Source organism: Stenotrophomonas genospecies 5 (assembly GCF_054473825.1).
On record NZ_JBTMUW010000005.1, the window covers coordinates 1 to 16,404 of the forward strand.

At 63.7% G+C, this 16,404-nt stretch carries 13 protein-coding genes and 1 tRNA gene; all 14 read left to right on the forward strand.

Going from position 1 to position 16,404, the window contains the following annotated elements:
- Positions 1 to 77 (forward strand): EF-Tu C-terminal domain-related protein (locus ACX9OW_RS20635; protein WP_459040859.1); only part of this gene is annotated, 77 nt, incomplete at its 5' end.
- 103 nt (positions 78 to 180) lie between these two features.
- A tRNA-Trp gene (locus ACX9OW_RS20640) sits at positions 181 to 256 on the forward strand.
- A gap of 48 nt (positions 257 to 304) precedes the next feature.
- A complete protein-coding gene (secE, locus tag ACX9OW_RS20645) occupies positions 305 to 718 on the forward strand; it encodes a preprotein translocase subunit SecE (RefSeq protein ID WP_053519951.1) in 414 nt (137 codons plus the stop codon).
- Between the two features lie 10 nt (positions 719 to 728).
- Positions 729 to 1,292 (forward strand): transcription termination/antitermination protein NusG, encoded by a 564-nt coding sequence (gene nusG, locus ACX9OW_RS20650; RefSeq protein WP_053519952.1) that lies wholly within the window; start codon positions 729 to 731, stop codon positions 1,290 to 1,292.
- A gap of 231 nt (positions 1,293 to 1,523) precedes the next feature.
- A complete protein-coding gene (rplK, locus tag ACX9OW_RS20655) occupies positions 1,524 to 1,952 on the forward strand; it encodes a 50S ribosomal protein L11 (protein WP_004145248.1) in 429 nt (142 codons plus the stop codon).
- 4 nt (positions 1,953 to 1,956) lie between these two features.
- On the forward strand, positions 1,957 to 2,655 hold the full coding sequence (rplA, locus tag ACX9OW_RS20660; protein WP_004154350.1) for a 50S ribosomal protein L1: 699 nt from the start codon (positions 1,957 to 1,959) through the stop codon (positions 2,653 to 2,655).
- Positions 2,656 to 3,043: 388 nt separating this feature from the next.
- Positions 3,044 to 3,574: a 50S ribosomal protein L10 gene (gene rplJ / locus ACX9OW_RS20665; RefSeq protein ID WP_053519953.1), complete on the forward strand. Its 531-nt coding sequence runs from the start codon at positions 3,044 to 3,046 to the stop codon at positions 3,572 to 3,574.
- Positions 3,575 to 3,637: 63 nt separating this feature from the next.
- Positions 3,638 to 4,006 (forward strand): 50S ribosomal protein L7/L12, encoded by a 369-nt coding sequence (rplL, locus tag ACX9OW_RS20670; RefSeq protein ID WP_053519954.1) that lies wholly within the window; start codon positions 3,638 to 3,640, stop codon positions 4,004 to 4,006.
- A gap of 321 nt (positions 4,007 to 4,327) precedes the next feature.
- Complete coding sequence (gene rpoB / locus ACX9OW_RS20675; protein WP_053519955.1) at positions 4,328 to 8,482, forward strand: DNA-directed RNA polymerase subunit beta; 4,155 nt, start codon at positions 4,328 to 4,330, stop codon at positions 8,480 to 8,482.
- 89 nt (positions 8,483 to 8,571) lie between these two features.
- A complete protein-coding gene (gene rpoC, locus ACX9OW_RS20680; protein WP_053519956.1) occupies positions 8,572 to 12,795 on the forward strand; it encodes a DNA-directed RNA polymerase subunit beta' in 4,224 nt (1,407 codons plus the stop codon).
- Positions 12,796 to 13,128: 333 nt separating this feature from the next.
- The gene (gene rpsL / locus ACX9OW_RS20685; protein ID WP_004145320.1) at positions 13,129 to 13,503 is read left to right on the forward strand and encodes a 30S ribosomal protein S12; all 375 of its coding nucleotides are present in this window, start codon (positions 13,129 to 13,131) and stop codon (positions 13,501 to 13,503) included.
- A 12-nt stretch (positions 13,504 to 13,515) separates the two neighbouring features.
- On the forward strand, positions 13,516 to 13,989 hold the full coding sequence (gene rpsG, locus ACX9OW_RS20690) for a 30S ribosomal protein S7 (protein WP_053519957.1): 474 nt from the start codon (positions 13,516 to 13,518) through the stop codon (positions 13,987 to 13,989).
- 138 nt (positions 13,990 to 14,127) lie between these two features.
- The gene (gene fusA / locus ACX9OW_RS20695) at positions 14,128 to 16,269 is read left to right on the forward strand and encodes an elongation factor G (RefSeq protein WP_049470847.1); all 2,142 of its coding nucleotides are present in this window, start codon (positions 14,128 to 14,130) and stop codon (positions 16,267 to 16,269) included.
- Between the two features lie 52 nt (positions 16,270 to 16,321).
- Positions 16,322 to 16,404, forward strand: an 83-nt coding sequence (locus ACX9OW_RS20700) for a GTP-binding protein (RefSeq protein ID WP_042615313.1), incomplete at its 3' end; no start/stop codon positions are given.

The following is a 16,404-nucleotide window of genomic DNA, read 5'->3' on the forward strand; positions in this document are numbered from 1 at the left end:
ACGAAGGCCTGCGCTTCGCCATCCGCGAAGGTGGCCGCACCGTCGGCGCCGGCGTGGTCTCGAAGATCATCAAGTAAGCCTGCAGTACCGGCGGTTGCATAGCGCTGCCGGTCGCGCGAGTGGCGGGCCGGGAACCTCGGTCCGCCTTCGCCGTCTAAGGGAAGGCAAGTTTCAAAACGTACGCCAGTAGCTCAATTGGCAGAGCAGCGGTCTCCAAAACCGCAGGTTGGGGGTTCGAGTCCCTCCTGGCGTGCCATCTGCCCACCTTATCCAGCGGCTCTTGCCGCTAAAGCAGACACACCGGATGAATAGCAAGATCGAACATTCCAAGGACACCTCCGCCAGCGGTGGAGATATCGTCAAGTACGTTGCCGCATCCCTGCTGGTGCTGGCGGGTCTGTTCGTCTGGTTCTGGTTCTCCGCCGACTCCGGTCGCGCCGCCCAGCTGGGCGCGTGGGCGGGTCAGCTGCGTGCGTTGGCGGTCGTGGTCGGTCTGGTTGGCGGTATCGGCGTGTTCATGCTGACCGGCAAGGGGCGCGACACCCGCGAATTCCTCTCCGAGTCGCGCTTCGAACTGCGCAAGGTGGTCTGGCCGACGCGCCAGGAAGCCGTTCGCATGACCTGGGTCGTGATTGTTGTGGTGCTCATCCTCAGCCTGCTGCTGGGTGGCTTCGACTTCCTGATCCAGAAACTGACTCAGTGGTTCCTGAGCCGCTAAGGAGAATTGCATGAAGCGTTGGTACGTCGTTCACGCCTATTCGGGCTTCGAGAAGTCGGTGGCGCAGGCTCTGCGTGATCGCATCGTCCGTGATGGCATGGAAGAGCGCTTCGGCGACGTCCTGGTTCCGACCGAGGAAGTGATCGAAATGCGCGCCGGCCAGAAGCGCCGGTCCGAGCGCAAGTTCTTCCCGGGTTACGTGCTGGTCCAGATCGAGACCCACGAAGAGGCCGGTATTCCGCGCATCGACAACGAAAGCTGGCACCTGGTCAAGGAAACCCCGCGCGTGATGGGCTTCATCGGCGGTACCGCCGATCGTCCGCTGCCGATCGCCGATTCCGAAGCCGAGTCCATCCTGAACCGCGTTCAGGAAGGTGTCGAGAAGCCGCGTCCGAAGGTGCTGTTCGAGCCGGGCCAGATGGTCCGCGTCACCGATGGCCCGTTCAACGATTTCAATGGTGTGGTCGAAGAAGTCAACTACGAGAAGAGCCGTCTGCGCGTCTCGGTGCTGATCTTCGGTCGTGCCACCCCGGTCGAGCTCGAGTTCGGCCAGGTCGAGAAGCAGACCGGCTGATGCCCGGTGATGCTGCCGGCCACGGGCTGGCAGCCTTCAGGTCGCCCTCCCTGTTCAGACAGGGCGCCCAAAATCTGATATAGTGCGCGGCTCCCCGCTGGGAAGCCAGCAGGACGAGGCCACCGCAAGGTGGCCTTCGGCATGATTTCAAAACGCGATGCCGGGACGCGTGATTCCCGGTCCGATGGGGAGCCTGTTGTCGAAAGGCGCTAGCACCCGGAGAGTACTCACATGGCAAAGAAAGTTGTCGGTTACATCAAGCTGCAGGTGAAGGCCGGTCAGGCCAACCCCTCGCCGCCGGTCGGTCCTGCGCTGGGTCAGCGCGGCCTGAACATCATGGAATTCTGTAAGGCGTTCAACGCTGCCACGCAGAAGCTCGAGCCGGGTCTGCCGGTTCCGGTGATCATCACGGCCTACTCGGACCGTACGTTCACCTTCATCACCAAGAGCACCCCGGCCACCACCCTGCTGAAGAAGGCCGCTGGCATCTCGTCGGGCTCCAAGCGCCCGAACACCGAGAAGGTCGGCAAGGTCACCCGTAAGCAGCTGGAAGAGATCGCCAAGGCGAAGGAACCGGATCTGACTGCCGCCGACCTGGACGCCGCCGTGCGTACCATCGCTGGCTCTGCCCGTTCCATGGGCCTCGTGGTGGAGGGTTAAGAAGATGGCACAGACCAAGCGTGAGAAGGCCATCAAGGCCGCCGTCGTTCCGGGCAAGGCTTACGCCTTCGAGGACGCGATCAACATCCTGAAGAGCGCCACCAAGGCCAAGTTCGTCGAGTCGATCGACGTTGCTGTGCGCCTGGGCGTCGACGCGAAGAAGTCCGACCAGCAGGTCCGTGGCTCCACCGTCCTGCCGGCCGGTACCGGCAAGTCGGTCCGCGTTGCCGTGTTCGCTCCGGCCGGTGCCAAGGCTGATGAAGCCCTGGCCGCTGGGGCCGAAGCCGTCGGCATGGATGACCTGGCCGAGAAGATGCAGGCCGGCGATCTGAACTACGACGTCGTCATCGCGACCCCGGACGCCATGCGCGTTGTCGGTAAGCTGGGCACCGTGCTGGGCCCGCGCGGCCTGATGCCGAACCCGAAGGTCGGCACCGTTTCCCCGAACCCGGGTGAAGCCGTGAAGAACGCCAAGTCGGGCCAGGTCCGTTACCGCACCGACAAGGCTGGCATCATCCACTGCACCATCGGCAAGGCCGACTTCGCCGAAGACGCGCTGAAGTCGAACCTGACCGCGCTGCTGCTGGACCTGATCAAGGCCAAGCCGGCCACCTCGAAGGGCACCTACCTGCAGAAGGTTTCGGTCAGCTCGACGATGGGCCCGGGCGTCACCGTCGACCAGTCGTCGCTGACCCTGAAGTAATTGTTTCAAGCGGTCACGGTACTTTCGGGTGCCGTGACCGTGACATTTGAAGGCATCGCAGGCAGCCCACCGCCTGCGGTAGCCGTCAAAGACCGCAGGCGCGGTCGTGGCAGGGCCGGCGACGGGCACGGAAGCTCGATATGGCAGGGAGTCGCCGCCGGAACAGTCATGAACGCTTAATCGATTCCCCGGAATCACCCTGCGTAGATGGTGCCCTTCTGGAGTTTTTCTGGTTCACGCACGTCTGGGTTTCCCAGGTTGGCCCACTCCAGGTCTAGAACGGCCCACCCCCCGGAACATCATCCTGGTGTTCCCGGCGTCCAGGACGGATGCCGCACAGGACCGCACACGGCAGGAGCCGTAAGCGGAGTTCAATTGGAGGAGTGCAATGGCTCTCAATCTGTCCCAGAAGCAAGAAGTAGTCGCCGAGCTGGCAGACGTCGCCGCCAAGGCCCACTCCTTGATCGCAGCCGAATACGCTGGCACCACGGTCGCCCAGATGACCGCGATGCGCAAGCAGGCTCGTGAAACCGGTGTTTTCTTGAAGGTTGTCAAGAACACCCTGGCTTCGCGCGCCGTTGAAGGCACCGAGTTCGCCGTGGCCCAGGACCAGATGGTTGGTCCGCTGCTGTACGCGTTCTCGCTCGAGGAGCCCGGCGCTGCCGGTCGCCTGATCAAGGAAGCCGCCAAGGGCAACGACAAGCTGAAGGCTAAGGTCGTCGCCATCGGTGGCGAAGTGTTCCCGGCAAGCCACGTCGACGTGCTGGCCTCGCTGCCGACCCGCGATCAGGCCCTGGCCATGCTGGCCCGCGTCCTGACCGAGCCGGTCACGATGTTCGCCCGCGCCATCAAGGCTGTTGGCGAGAAGCAGGGTGGTGGCGAAACCGCCGCTGCCGAGCCGGCCGCCGAGACCGCCTGAGTTTCGACTTACCGTGGTTCCTGACGGAACCTCAACCCAGAAAATCATCCAAAGGTATTAATCATGTCCCTTACCAACGAACAGATCGTCGACGCCATCGCCGAGAAGTCCCTGATGGAAGTGATGGAGCTGGTCAAGGCCATCGAAGAGAAGTTCGGCGTCTCCGCCGCTGCTCCGGTTGCCGTGGCTGCTGCCGCTGGCCCGGCCGCTGCTGTTGAAGAGCAGACCGAGTTCACCGTCACCCTGAAGTCGGCCGGCGAGAAGAAGGTCGAAGTCATCAAGGCCGTCCGCGCCATCACCGGCCTGGGCCTGAAGGAAGCGAAGGACCTGGCCGAAGCTGGTGGCGTCCTGAAGGAAGGCGCTTCGAAGGACGACGCCGAGAAGATGAAGAAGGACCTGGAAGCTGCTGGCGCGACTGTCGAAGTCAAGTAAGCACTTCCTTTGCATCGTCATCGATTCTCGGCGATGCAGCCAAGGCTGGGGGCGTAAGCCCCCGGCCTTTGGTCGTTGTTGCAGGCCCGCGTACTGCGCGGGTGGAATCAGGCGGTAGAAAGCCCAACACGGGCTGCGGTCAAATCCCGGCACGCCCGCGCATCGCGCGGCAGCAGGGAAGTAGATGCAGACGAGTTGGCAGTTGGAAGTAGCGGGAGAAGGCGTGCTGGTGCCGGCAATACCAGCGACTTCCAACTGACAATTTCAAAGTTCCCTTCAGGGTCGTGGACGCACGGCCCGCACAACAAGGTGGAAGACCTCATGACGTCCTATTCGTTCACCGAAAAGAAGCGTATCCGCAAGGATTTCGGCAAGCAGCGCTCGATTCTCGAAGTGCCGTTCCTGCTCGCGATCCAGGTGGATTCCTACCGTGATTTCCTGCAGGAGAACATCGATCCGGCCAAGCGTGCCGATCATGGCCTGCACGCCGCGCTGAAGTCGGTCTTCCCGATCGCCAGCTACAGCGGCAATGCCGCCCTGGAGTACGTCGGCTACAAGCTGGGCGAGCCGGTCTTCGACGAACGTGAATGCCGCCAGCGCGGCATGAGCTACGGCGCTCCGCTGCGCGTGACCGTGCGCCTGGTGATCTACGACCGCGAGTCGTCGACCAAGGCCATCAAGTACGTGAAGGAGCAGGAGGTCTATCTGGGCGAAATCCCGCTGATGACCGAGAACGGCACCTTCATCGTCAACGGCACCGAGCGCGTCATCGTCTCGCAGCTGCACCGCTCGCCGGGCGTGTTCTTCGACCACGACCGCGGCAAGACCCACAGCTCGGGCAAGCTGTTGTACAGCGCCCGCATCATCCCCTACCGCGGTTCCTGGCTGGACTTCGAGTTCGACCCGAAGGACGCGCTGTTCACCCGTATCGACCGCCGCCGCAAGCTGCCGGTGTCGATCCTGCTGCGCGCGCTTGGCTACAGCAACGAAGAGATGCTGGCCGAGTTCTTCGAGATCAACACCTTCCACATCAACCCGGATGAAGGCGTCCAGCTGGAGCTGGTGCCGGAGCGCCTGCGTGGCGAAACCCTGGGCTTCGACCTCGCCGACGGCGACAAGGTCATCGTGGAAGCCGGCAAGCGCATCACCGCGCGCCACATCAAGCAGCTGGAAGCCTCGGGCATTGCGGCCCTGGCCGTGCCGGACGACTACCTGGTCGGCCGCATCCTGTCGCACGACGTGGTCGATGCCTCGACCGGCGAACTGCTGGCCCAGGCCAATGACGAGATCAGCGAAGAGCAGCTGCAGAACTTCCGCAAGGCGGGCGTCGATGCGGTCGGTACCCTGTGGGTGAACGACCTGGATCGTGGTCCGTACCTGTCCAACACCCTGCGCATCGATCCGACCAAGACCCAGCTGGAAGCACTGGTCGAGATCTACCGCATGATGCGTCCGGGCGAGCCGCCGACCAAGGACGCCGCGCAGAACCTGTTCCACAACCTGTTCTTCACCTTCGAGCGCTACGACCTGTCCGCGGTCGGCCGCATGAAGTTCAACCGTCGCGTGGGCCGCAAGGAAACCACCGGCGAAGCCGTGCTGTACGACAGCAAGTACTTCGGTGAGCGCAACGACGAAGAGTCCAAGCGCCTGGTCGCTGCCCATGGCGACAGCTCCGACATCCTGGACGTGATCAAGGTCCTGACCGAGATCCGCAATGGTCGCGGCGTGGTCGACGACATCGATCACCTGGGCAACCGTCGCGTGCGTTCGGTCGGTGAAATGGCCGAGAACGTGTTCCGCGTCGGCCTGGTCCGCGTCGAGCGCGCGGTCAAGGAACGCCTGTCGATGGCCGAGTCCGAAGGCCTGACGCCGCAGGAACTGATCAACGCCAAGCCGGTCGCTGCCGCCATCAAGGAGTTCTTCGGCTCCTCGCAGCTGTCGCAGTTCATGGATCAGAACAACCCGCTGTCGGAAGTGACCCACAAGCGTCGCGTCTCGGCCCTGGGCCCGGGCGGCCTGACCCGTGAGCGCGCCGGCTTCGAAGTGCGCGACGTGCACCCGACCCACTACGGCCGCGTCTGCACCATCGAAACGCCGGAAGGCCCGAACATCGGTCTGATCAACTCGCTGGCCGTGTACGCCCGCACCAACCAGTACGGTTTCCTCGAGACCCCGTACCGCAAGGTCGTGGACGGCAAGGTCTCCGACGAGATCGAGTTCCTGTCGGCGATCGAGGAAAACGAGTACGTCATCGCCCAGGCCAACGCCCTGACCGATGCCAAGAGCATGCTGACCGAGCAGTTCGTGCCGTGCCGCTACCAGGGCGAGTCGCTGCTGAAGCCGCCGGCGGAGGTCCACTTCATGGACGTCTCGCCGATGCAGACCGTGTCGATCGCGGCCGCGCTGGTGCCGTTCCTGGAGCACGATGACGCCAACCGCGCACTGATGGGCGCGAACATGCAGCGTCAGGCCGTGCCGACCCTGCGTTCGCAGAAGCCGCTGGTTGGCACCGGCATCGAGCGCGCCGTGGCGCGTGACTCCGGTGTGACCGTGAACGCCCGTCGTGGCGGTGAGATCGTGCAGATCGACGCTGCCCGCATCGTGGTCAAGGTGGTCGAGGAAGAGATCGTCGGTGCCACCGACGCCGGCGTCGACATCTACAACCTGGTCAAGTACACCCGTTCCAACCAGAACACCTGCATCAACCAGCGTCCGCTGGTCCAGGTGGGTGACGTCATCGCCCGCGGCGACGTGCTGGCCGACGGTCCGTCCACCGACATCGGCGAACTGGCCCTGGGCCAGAACATGCTGATCGCGTTCATGCCGTGGAACGGCTACAACTTCGAAGACTCCATCCTGCTCTCCGAGCGCGTGGTGGAAGAGGATCGCTACACCACGATCCACATCGAAGAGCTGACCTGCGTCGCGCGCGACACCAAGCTGGGGCCGGAGGAAATCTCCGCCGACATCCCGAACGTTTCCGAGCAGGCGCTGAACCGCCTGGACGAGAGCGGCGTGGTGTACATCGGTGCGGAAGTCCGCGCCGGCGACATCCTGGTCGGCAAGGTCACGCCGAAGGGCGAGAGCCAGCTGACCCCGGAAGAGAAGCTGCTGCGCGCGATCTTCGGCGAGAAGGCTTCGGACGTTAAGGACAGCTCGCTGCGCGTTCCGCCGGGCATGGACGGCACCGTCATCGACGTGCAGGTCTTCACCCGCGACGGCATCGAGAAGGACAAGCGTGCGCGCCAGATCGAAGAGTCGGAGATCAAGCGCGTCAAGAAGGACTTCGACGACCAGTTCCGCATCCTGGAAGCCGCCATCTACATGCGTCTGCGTTCGCAGATCGTCGGCAAGGTGGTCAACGGCGGTGCCGGCCTGAAGAAGGGTGACGTCATCACCGACGCGTACCTGGACGGCCTGAAGAAGGCTGACTGGTTCGTGCTGCGCATGAAGGACGAGGACGCTTCGGAAGCCATCGAGCGCGCCCAGAAGCAGATCCAGGCGCACGAGAAGGAATTCGAGCGTCGCTTCGCCGACAAGCGCGGCAAGATCACCGCAGGCGACGACCTGGCTCCGGGCGTGCTGAAGATGGTCAAGGTGTTCCTGGCCGTGAAGCGCCGCATCCAGCCGGGCGACAAGATGGCGGGTCGCCACGGCAACAAGGGTGTGGTGTCCAACGTGGTGCCGGTCGAGGACATGCCGTACATGGCCTCGGGCGAAACCGTGGACATCGTGCTGAACCCGCTGGGCGTGCCGTCGCGTATGAACATCGGCCAGATCCTGGAAGTGCATCTGGGCTGGGCTGCCAAGGGCCTGGGCCGCAAGATCCAGGCGATGCTGGAAGCCCAGGCGGCCGTTGCCGACCTGCGCCGGTTCCTGGACGACATCTACAACCACGATGACACCAACGTGGCCAACCGTGTCGACCTGTCGCAGTTCAGCGACGAGGAGCTGCTGCGCCTGGCCCGTAACCTCACCGACGGCGTGCCGATGGCCACCCCGGTGTTCGACGGTGCCACCGAAGCGGAAATCAAGCGCATGCTGGAACTGGCCGATCTGCCGAGCAGTGGCCAGACCCAGCTGTACGACGGCCGCACCGGTGAAGCGTTCGATCGCCACACCACCGTGGGTTACATGCACTACCTGAAGCTGAACCACCTGGTCGACGACAAGATGCACGCGCGTTCGACCGGTCCGTACTCGCTCGTCACCCAGCAGCCGCTGGGCGGCAAGGCGCAGTTCGGTGGCCAGCGCTTCGGTGAAATGGAAGTCTGGGCGCTGGAAGCCTACGGCGCGGCCTACACCCTGCAGGAAATGCTGACGGTGAAGTCCGATGACGTGCAGGGCCGCAACCAGATGTACAAGAACATCGTCGACGGTGAGCACGAGATGGTCGCGGGCATGCCGGAATCCTTCAACGTGCTCGTGAAGGAAATCCGCTCGCTGGCCATCAACATGGAACTGGAAGACAACTGATCCATGCCGGCGCGGCGGCTCTCTCCGCCGCGCCGCTGGCAGTGACCTGAAAGCCCATCGACACAGCATTCCTCCTTCTGGAGAACACCATGAAAGACCTGCTCAATCTCTTCAACCAGCAGCGCCAGACGCTGGACTTCGACGCGATCAAGATCGCGCTGGCTTCGCCGGACCTGATCCGCTCGTGGTCCTTCGGCGAAGTGAAGAAGCCGGAAACCATCAACTACCGTACCTTCAAGCCGGAACGCGACGGCCTGTTCTGCGCCGCCATCTTCGGCCCGGTCAAGGACTACGAGTGCCTGTGCGGCAAGTACAAGCGCATGAAGCACCGCGGCGTGGTCTGCGAGAAGTGCGGCACTGAAGTGACCCTGGCCAAGGTGCGCCGCGAGCGTATGGGCCACATCGACCTGGCCTCGCCGGTCGCGCACATCTGGTTCCTCAAGTCGCTGCCGTCGCGCATCGGCCTGATGCTGGACATGACCCTGCGCGACATCGAGCGCGTGCTGTACTTCGAAGCCTACGTGGTGACCGAGCCGGGCCTGACCGCCCTGGAGCGCCGCCAGCTGCTGACCGAAGAACAGTACCTGCAGGCCCGCCAGGAGCACGGTGACGACTTCGACGCCGCCATGGGCGCCGAGGCCGTGTACGAACTGCTGCGCACGATCGACCTGCAGTCGGAGATGACCCGCCTGCGCGAGGAGATCGCCGCGACCGGTTCGGAAACCAAGCTGAAGCGACTGACCAAGCGCATCAAGCTGATCGAGGCCTTCCTGGAGTCGGGCAACCGTCCGGAATGGATGGTGATGACCGTGCTGCCGGTGCTGCCGCCGGACCTGCGTCCGCTGGTGCCGCTGGACGGTGGCCGCTTCGCGACCTCCGACCTGAACGACCTGTACCGCCGCGTCATCAACCGCAACAACCGCCTGCGCCGCCTGCTCGAACTGAGCGCGCCGGACATCATCGTGCGCAATGAAAAGCGCATGCTGCAGGAATCGGTCGATGCGCTGCTGGACAACGGTCGCCGTGGCCGTGCCATCACCGGCACCAACAAGCGCCCGCTGAAGTCGCTGGCCGACATGATCAAGGGCAAGCAGGGTCGCTTCCGTCAGAACCTGCTGGGCAAGCGCGTGGACTACTCGGGCCGTTCGGTCATCGTGGTCGGTCCGTACCTGCGCCTGCACCAGTGCGGCCTGCCGAAGAAGATGGCACTGGAACTGTTCAAGCCGTTCGTGTTCGCCAAGCTGCAGCGTCGTGGCCTGGCCACCACCATCAAGGCCGCCAAGAAGCTGGTCGAGCGCGAAGAAGCCGAAGTCTGGGACATCCTGGAAGAGGTCATCCGCGAGCATCCGGTGATGCTGAACCGCGCGCCGACCCTGCACCGTCTGGGCATCCAGGCGTTCGAGCCGGTGCTGATCGAAGGCAAGGCCATCCAGCTGCATCCGCTGGTCTGCACCGCGTTCAACGCCGACTTCGACGGTGACCAGATGGCCGTCCACGTGCCGCTCTCGCTGGAAGCCCAGCTGGAAGCGCGTGCGCTGATGATGTCGACCAACAACATCCTGTCGCCGGCCAACGGCGAGCCGATCATCGTGCCGTCGCAGGACGTCGTGCTGGGTCTGTACTACATGACCCGCTCGCTGGAAAACAAGAAGGGCGAGGGCATGGCCTTCGCCAACATCGCCGAAGTCAAGCGCGCCTACGACAACCGCGTGGTGGAACTGCACGCCAAGGTCAAGGTCCGCATCACCGAGGTGGTGACCGACGAGGAAGGCAACAAGCAGAACAAGACCTCGATCGTGGATACCACGATCGGTCGCGCCCTGCTGGCTGAAATCCTGCCGGAAGGCCTGCCGTTCGCGCTGGCCAACACCGAGCTGACCAAGAAGAACATCTCGCGCCTGATCAACTCCAGCTACCGTCAGCTGGGTCTGAAGGACACGGTCGTGTTCGCCGACAAGCTGATGTACACCGGCTTCGCCTACGCAACCCGCGCCGGCGTGTCGATCGGTATCGACGACATGCTGATCCCGGACGAAAAGCGCGGCATCCTCACCGAGGCCGAAGCCGAAGTGCTGGAAATCCAGGAGCAGTACCAGTCGGGTCTGGTCACCGCTGGCGAGCGCTACAACAAGGTGGTCGACATCTGGTCGCGCACCAACGAGCGCATCGCCAAGGCGATGATGGACACCATCGGTACCGAGAAGGTCGTCAATGCCAAGGGTGAGACCATCGATCAGAAGTCGATGAACTCGCTGTACATCATGGCCGACTCCGGTGCACGAGGCAGCCAGGCGCAGATCCGTCAGCTGGCCGGCATGCGCGGCCTGATGGCCCGCCCGGACGGCTCGATCATCGAGACGCCCATCAAGGCGAACTTCCGCGAAGGCCTGAACGTGCAGGAGTACTTCAACTCCACCCACGGTGCCCGTAAGGGTCTGGCCGATACCGCGCTGAAGACCGCGAACTCGGGTTACCTGACCCGTCGACTGGTCGACGTGGCGCAGGACGTGGTGATCACCGAGGTGGATTGCGGTACCACCGAAGGCCTGATCATGACCCCGATCGTGGAAGGCGGTGACGTGGTCGAGCCGCTGAAGGACCGCGTGCTGGGTCGCGTGGTTGCCGAGGACGTGTTCCTGCCGGGCAACGACGAGGATCCGATCGTCACCCGCAACACCCTGCTGGACGAGCAGTGGGTCGCCAAGCTGGAAGATGCCGGCGTGCAGAGCATCAAGGTGCGTTCGACGATTTCGTGCGAATCGGCCTTCGGTGTCTGCGCTCGCTGCTACGGCCGCGATCTGGCCCGTGGCCATCTGGTCAACATCGGTGAAGCGGTCGGCGTCATCGCCGCCCAGTCCATCGGTGAGCCGGGTACCCAGCTGACCATGCGTACCTTCCACATCGGTGGTGCGGCGTCGCGAGCTGCTGCGGTCGACAACATCACCGTCAAGACCACCGGCTCGGTCAAGTTCAGCAACCTCAAGTCGGTCGAGCATGCCAACGGCTCGCTGGTGGCAGTGTCGCGCTCGGGCGAAATCTCGGTGCTCGATGCCCACGGCCGTGAGCGTGAGCGTTACAAGCTGCCGTACGGTGCGACCATCACGTCCAAGGACGGCGATGCGATCAAGGCTGGCCAGACCGTGGCCAACTGGGATCCGCATAACCACCCGATCGTGTCGGAAGTGGCCGGCTTCATCCGCTTCATCGACTTCGTCGACGGCATCACCGTCATCGAGAAGACCGACGAGCTGACCGGCCTGGCCTCGCGCGAAATCACCGATCCGAAGCGTCGTGGTACCCAGGCCAAGGACCTGCGCCCGATCGTGCGCATCGTCGACGCCAAGGGCAACGACCTGTCGATCCCGGGCACCGATCTGCCGGCGCAGTACCTGCTGCCGCCGCGCTCGATCGTCAACCTGCAGGATGGCGCCCCGGTGGGCGTGGGCGACGTCGTCGCCAAGATCCCGCAGGAAGCCTCGAAGACCCGCGACATCACCGGTGGTCTGCCGCGCGTGGCCGACCTCTTCGAAGCGCGCAAGCCGAAGGATCCGGCGGTGCTGGCCGAGCGTTCGGGCATCATCAGCTTCGGCAAGGACACCAAGGGCAAGCAGCGCCTGATCATCAAGGACACCGATGGTTCGGAGCACGAAGAGCTGATTCCGAAGTACCGCCAGGTCATCGTGTTCGAAGGCGAGCATGTCACCAAGGGTGAAACCATCGTGGACGGTGAGCCGAGCCCGCAGGACATCCTGCGCCTGCTGGGTGTCGAACCGCTGGCGGCCTACCTGGTCAAGGAAATCCAGGACGTGTACCGCCTGCAGGGCGTGAAGATCAACGACAAGCACATCGAGGTGATCACCCGCCAGATGCTGCGCAAGGTCGAGATCACCGATCAGGGCAGCAGCAAGTTCCTGAACGGCGAGCAGGTCGAACGCCAGCGCGTTATCGAGGAGAACGCCCGCCTGTCGACCCGCAACGAGCTGCCGGCGCGGTTCGATCCGGTCCTGCTGGGCATCACCAAGGCCTCGCTGGCCACCGAGTCGTTCATCTCGGCGGCGTCGTTCCAGGAGACCACCCGCGTGCTGACCGAAGCGGCTGTGCGCGGCACCTCGGACAACCTGCGTGGCCTGAAGGAAAACGTCATCGTCGGCCGTCTGATTCCGGCCGGTACCGGTCTGGCGTACCACAGCCAGCGCCGTCGTGGCGCGTCCGGCCTCACCGAGTCCGAGATGCAGACCCTGGCCGGCACCCCGGCGGCGGTCGAGGCTCCGGCAGTGGAAGCCGAGACCGAACAGGCTGCGGGCGAGGAATGAGGTGACCGGTCCGGCCGCAAGGCCGGACCCACCTTTGCGGTAACGCCCGGGGACATGCCCGGGCGGGCTTGAAGGGCAGGGCGGCGCAGGCCGTCCGACCTGGCTGTAGCGGCAGGCGGCTCCATCCGTGGAGGGCCGGTCGAACCTGAACGGGGTACATGGAGGCCCCCCAGTAACGTTCCGGGATCAGGGACGGGCTTGACAGGACGCGTTTGACGTCGTTCCTGGCAGGTTGCTACAATCGTCTGTCTCAGCAGGCCAGAATTTTGGCCTGCTTTAACATTTCCGCATCTCTGGCCGGATTTTCCGGCCACCAATCAGAAGAACCTACTGATGGCGACGATCAACCAGCTGGTCCGCAAGCCGCGGCAAGCGACCACCTACAAGAGTGCCTCGCCGGCGCTCGACAAGTGCCCGCAGCGCCGTGGCGTCTGCACCCGTGTCTACACCACCACTCCGAAGAAGCCGAACTCGGCCCTTCGCAAGGTTGCCAAGGTCCGCCTGACCAACCAGGAAGAAGTGATTTCCTACATCGGTGGTGAAGGCCACAACCTGCAGGAGCACTCCGTGGTCCTGATCCGCGGCGGTCGCGTCAAGGACCTGCCGGGTGTGCGTTACCACACCGTTCGTGGCTCGCTCGACGCCGCCGGCGTTGCCAAGCGTCGCCAGGCCCGTTCCAAGTACGGCGCCAAGCGTCCGAAGGCCTAAGGAGAGAGCACTATGTCGCGTAAGGGTAATACTCCGCAGCGTTCCGTCCTGCCCGATCCGAAGCACGGAAGCGAAACCATCGCCCGCTTCATCAACATGGTCATGCAGAGCGGCAAGAAGTCCGTCGCCGAAAAGATCGTGTACGGCGCCATGGACGTGATCACCGAGAAGAACAGCAGCGCCAACGCCATCGAGCTGGTGCAGAAGGCGCTGGACAACGTCGCTCCGGCGGTCGAAGTCAAGTCGCGTCGCGTCGGCGGTGCCACCTACCAGGTGCCGGTCGAAGTGCGTGCCTCGCGCAAGATGGCTCTGGCCATGCGCTGGCTGATCGACTCCGCGCGCAAGCGTGGTGAGAACACCATGCCGAAGAAGCTGGCTGCTGAACTGATCGACGCCTCGGAAAACCGTGGTGGCGCCATCAAGAAGCGCGAAGAAACCCACCGCATGGCCGAAGCCAACAAGGCATTCGCCCACTACCGCTGGTGAGTTTGACGGCCTTGCAAAACAGGCAGGGCAGCACCACCTAGGTGCTGCCTCGCGGTCCCAGAAGGACTGCGCCAACCCGAAGGCCGCCGAAAGGCGGCGTTCGGCCATCCGAAATCCAAGAAATCTGAGAGGCTCCCCGTGGCCCGTTCCACTCCCATCGAGCGTTACCGTAACTTCGGCATCATGGCTCACATCGATGCCGGCAAGACCACCACGTCCGAGCGCATCCTGTTCTACACCGGCAAGAGCCACAAGATCGGTGAAGTGCATGACGGCGCCGCCACCATGGACTGGATGGAGCAGGAGCAGGAGCGTGGCATCACGATCCAGTCCGCTGCCACCACCGCGTTCTGGAAGGGCATGGACAAGTCCCTGCCGGAGCATCGCTTCAACATCATCGACACCCCCGGGCACGTCGACTTCACCATCGAAGTGGAGCGCTCGCTGCGCGTGCTCGACGGTGCGGTGTTCGTGCTGTGTGCCGTCGGTGGCGTGCAGCCGCAGTCGGAAACCGTGTGGCGCCAGGCCAACAAGTACCACGTGCCGCGCATCGCGTTCGTCAACAAGATGGACCGCACCGGTGCCAACTTCCAGAAGGTCGTCGGCCAGCTGAAGGCCAAGCTGGGCGCGGTTGCCGTGCCGATGCAGCTGCCGATCGGCGCTGAAGACAACTTCAAGGGCGTCGTCGACCTGCTGAAGATGAAGGCCATCCACTGGGATGAAGCCTCGCAGGGCATGAAGTTCGAGTACAGCGACATCCCGGCTGAACTGCAGGCGGCTGCTGAAGAAGCCCGCCAGTTCATGGTCGAGACCGCTGCCGAAGCCAGCGAAGAGCTGATGGAGAAGTACCTGGGCGGCGAAGAGCTGGCCGAGGCTGAAATCATCAACGCGCTGCGTACCCGCACCCTGGCCACCGAGATCGTGCCGATGTACTGCGGCTCGGCGTTCAAGAACAAGGGCGTGCAGGCCATGCTGGACGGCGTGATCCAGCTGCTGCCGTCGCCGGTCGATGTGCCGGACGTGAAGGGCGTGGACGTCGACGACGATACCGTCGAGATGACCCGCAAGTCGGACGACAAGGCGCCGTTCTCGTCGCTGGCCTTCAAGATCATCACCGACCCGTTCGTCGGCGCGCTGACCTTCTTCCGCGTCTACTCGGGCACGCTGAACGGTGGTGACACCGTGCTGAACTCGGTGAAGGGCAAGAAGGAGCGCATCGGCCGCATCCTGCAGATGCACTCGAACAACCGCGAGGAAATCAAGGAAGTTCTGGCGGGTGACATCGCTGCGGCCGTGGGCCTGAAGGACACCACCACCGGTGACACCCTGTGCGCCGTGGACGCCCCGATCATCCTGGAGCGCATGACGTTCCCGGAGCCGGTGATCTCGATGGCCGTCGAGCCGAAGACCAAGTCGGACCAGGAAAAGATGGGTCTGGCCCTGGGTCGTCTGGCGCAGGAAGATCCGTCGTTCCGCGTCAAGACCGACGAAGAATCCGGCCAGACCATCATCTCCGGCATGGGCGAGCTGCACCTGGACATCATCGTCGACCGCCTGAAGCGCGAGTTCAACGTTGAAGCCAACGTCGGTGCGCCGCAGGTGGCCTACCGCGAAACGATCACCCTGGCCGACGTCAAGTCGGACTACAAGCACGCCAAGCAGTCCGGTGGTAAGGGTCAGTACGGTCACGTCGTGATCGAGCTGTCGCCGATCACCGCTGAAGACCGTGCCGATCCGAAGCTGGCTCCGGCCATCAAGGACGACTTCCTGTTCATCAACGACATCACCGGCGGCGTGATCCCGAAGGAATTCATTCCGTCGGTCGAGAAGGGCCTGCGCGAAACCATCACCAGCGGCCCGCTGGCTGGCTTCCCGGTCGTGGACGTCAAGGTGAAGCTGGTGTTCGGTTCGTACCACGACGTCGACTCCTCGGAAATGGCGTTCAAGCTGGCTTCGTCGATGGCCTTCAAGCAGGGCTTCGCCAAGGCCAAGCCGGTGCTGCTGGAGCCGATCATGAAGGTCGAGATCGTGACCCCGGAGGATTACCAGGGTGACGTGATGGGCGACGTCAGCCGTCGTCGCGGCGTGCTGCAGGGTTCCGACACCACCGGTGACGGTTCGGCCAGCATCATCAACGCGATGATCCCGCTGGGTGAAATGTTCGGCTACGCCACTGCGCTGCGTTCGCAGACCCAGGGCCGCGCCACCTTCACCATGGAATTCGATCACTACGAGCCGGCTCCGACCAACATCGCCGAAGCCGTCATGAAGAAGGGCTGAGCCTCGCTCAGCCTCTCTTGAAACCACTTACGAACAATCAAGGTATATAACAATGGCAAAGGGTAAGTTCGAGCGCACCAAGCCGCACGTCAACGTCGGCACCATCGGTCACGTCGACCACGGCAAGACCACGCT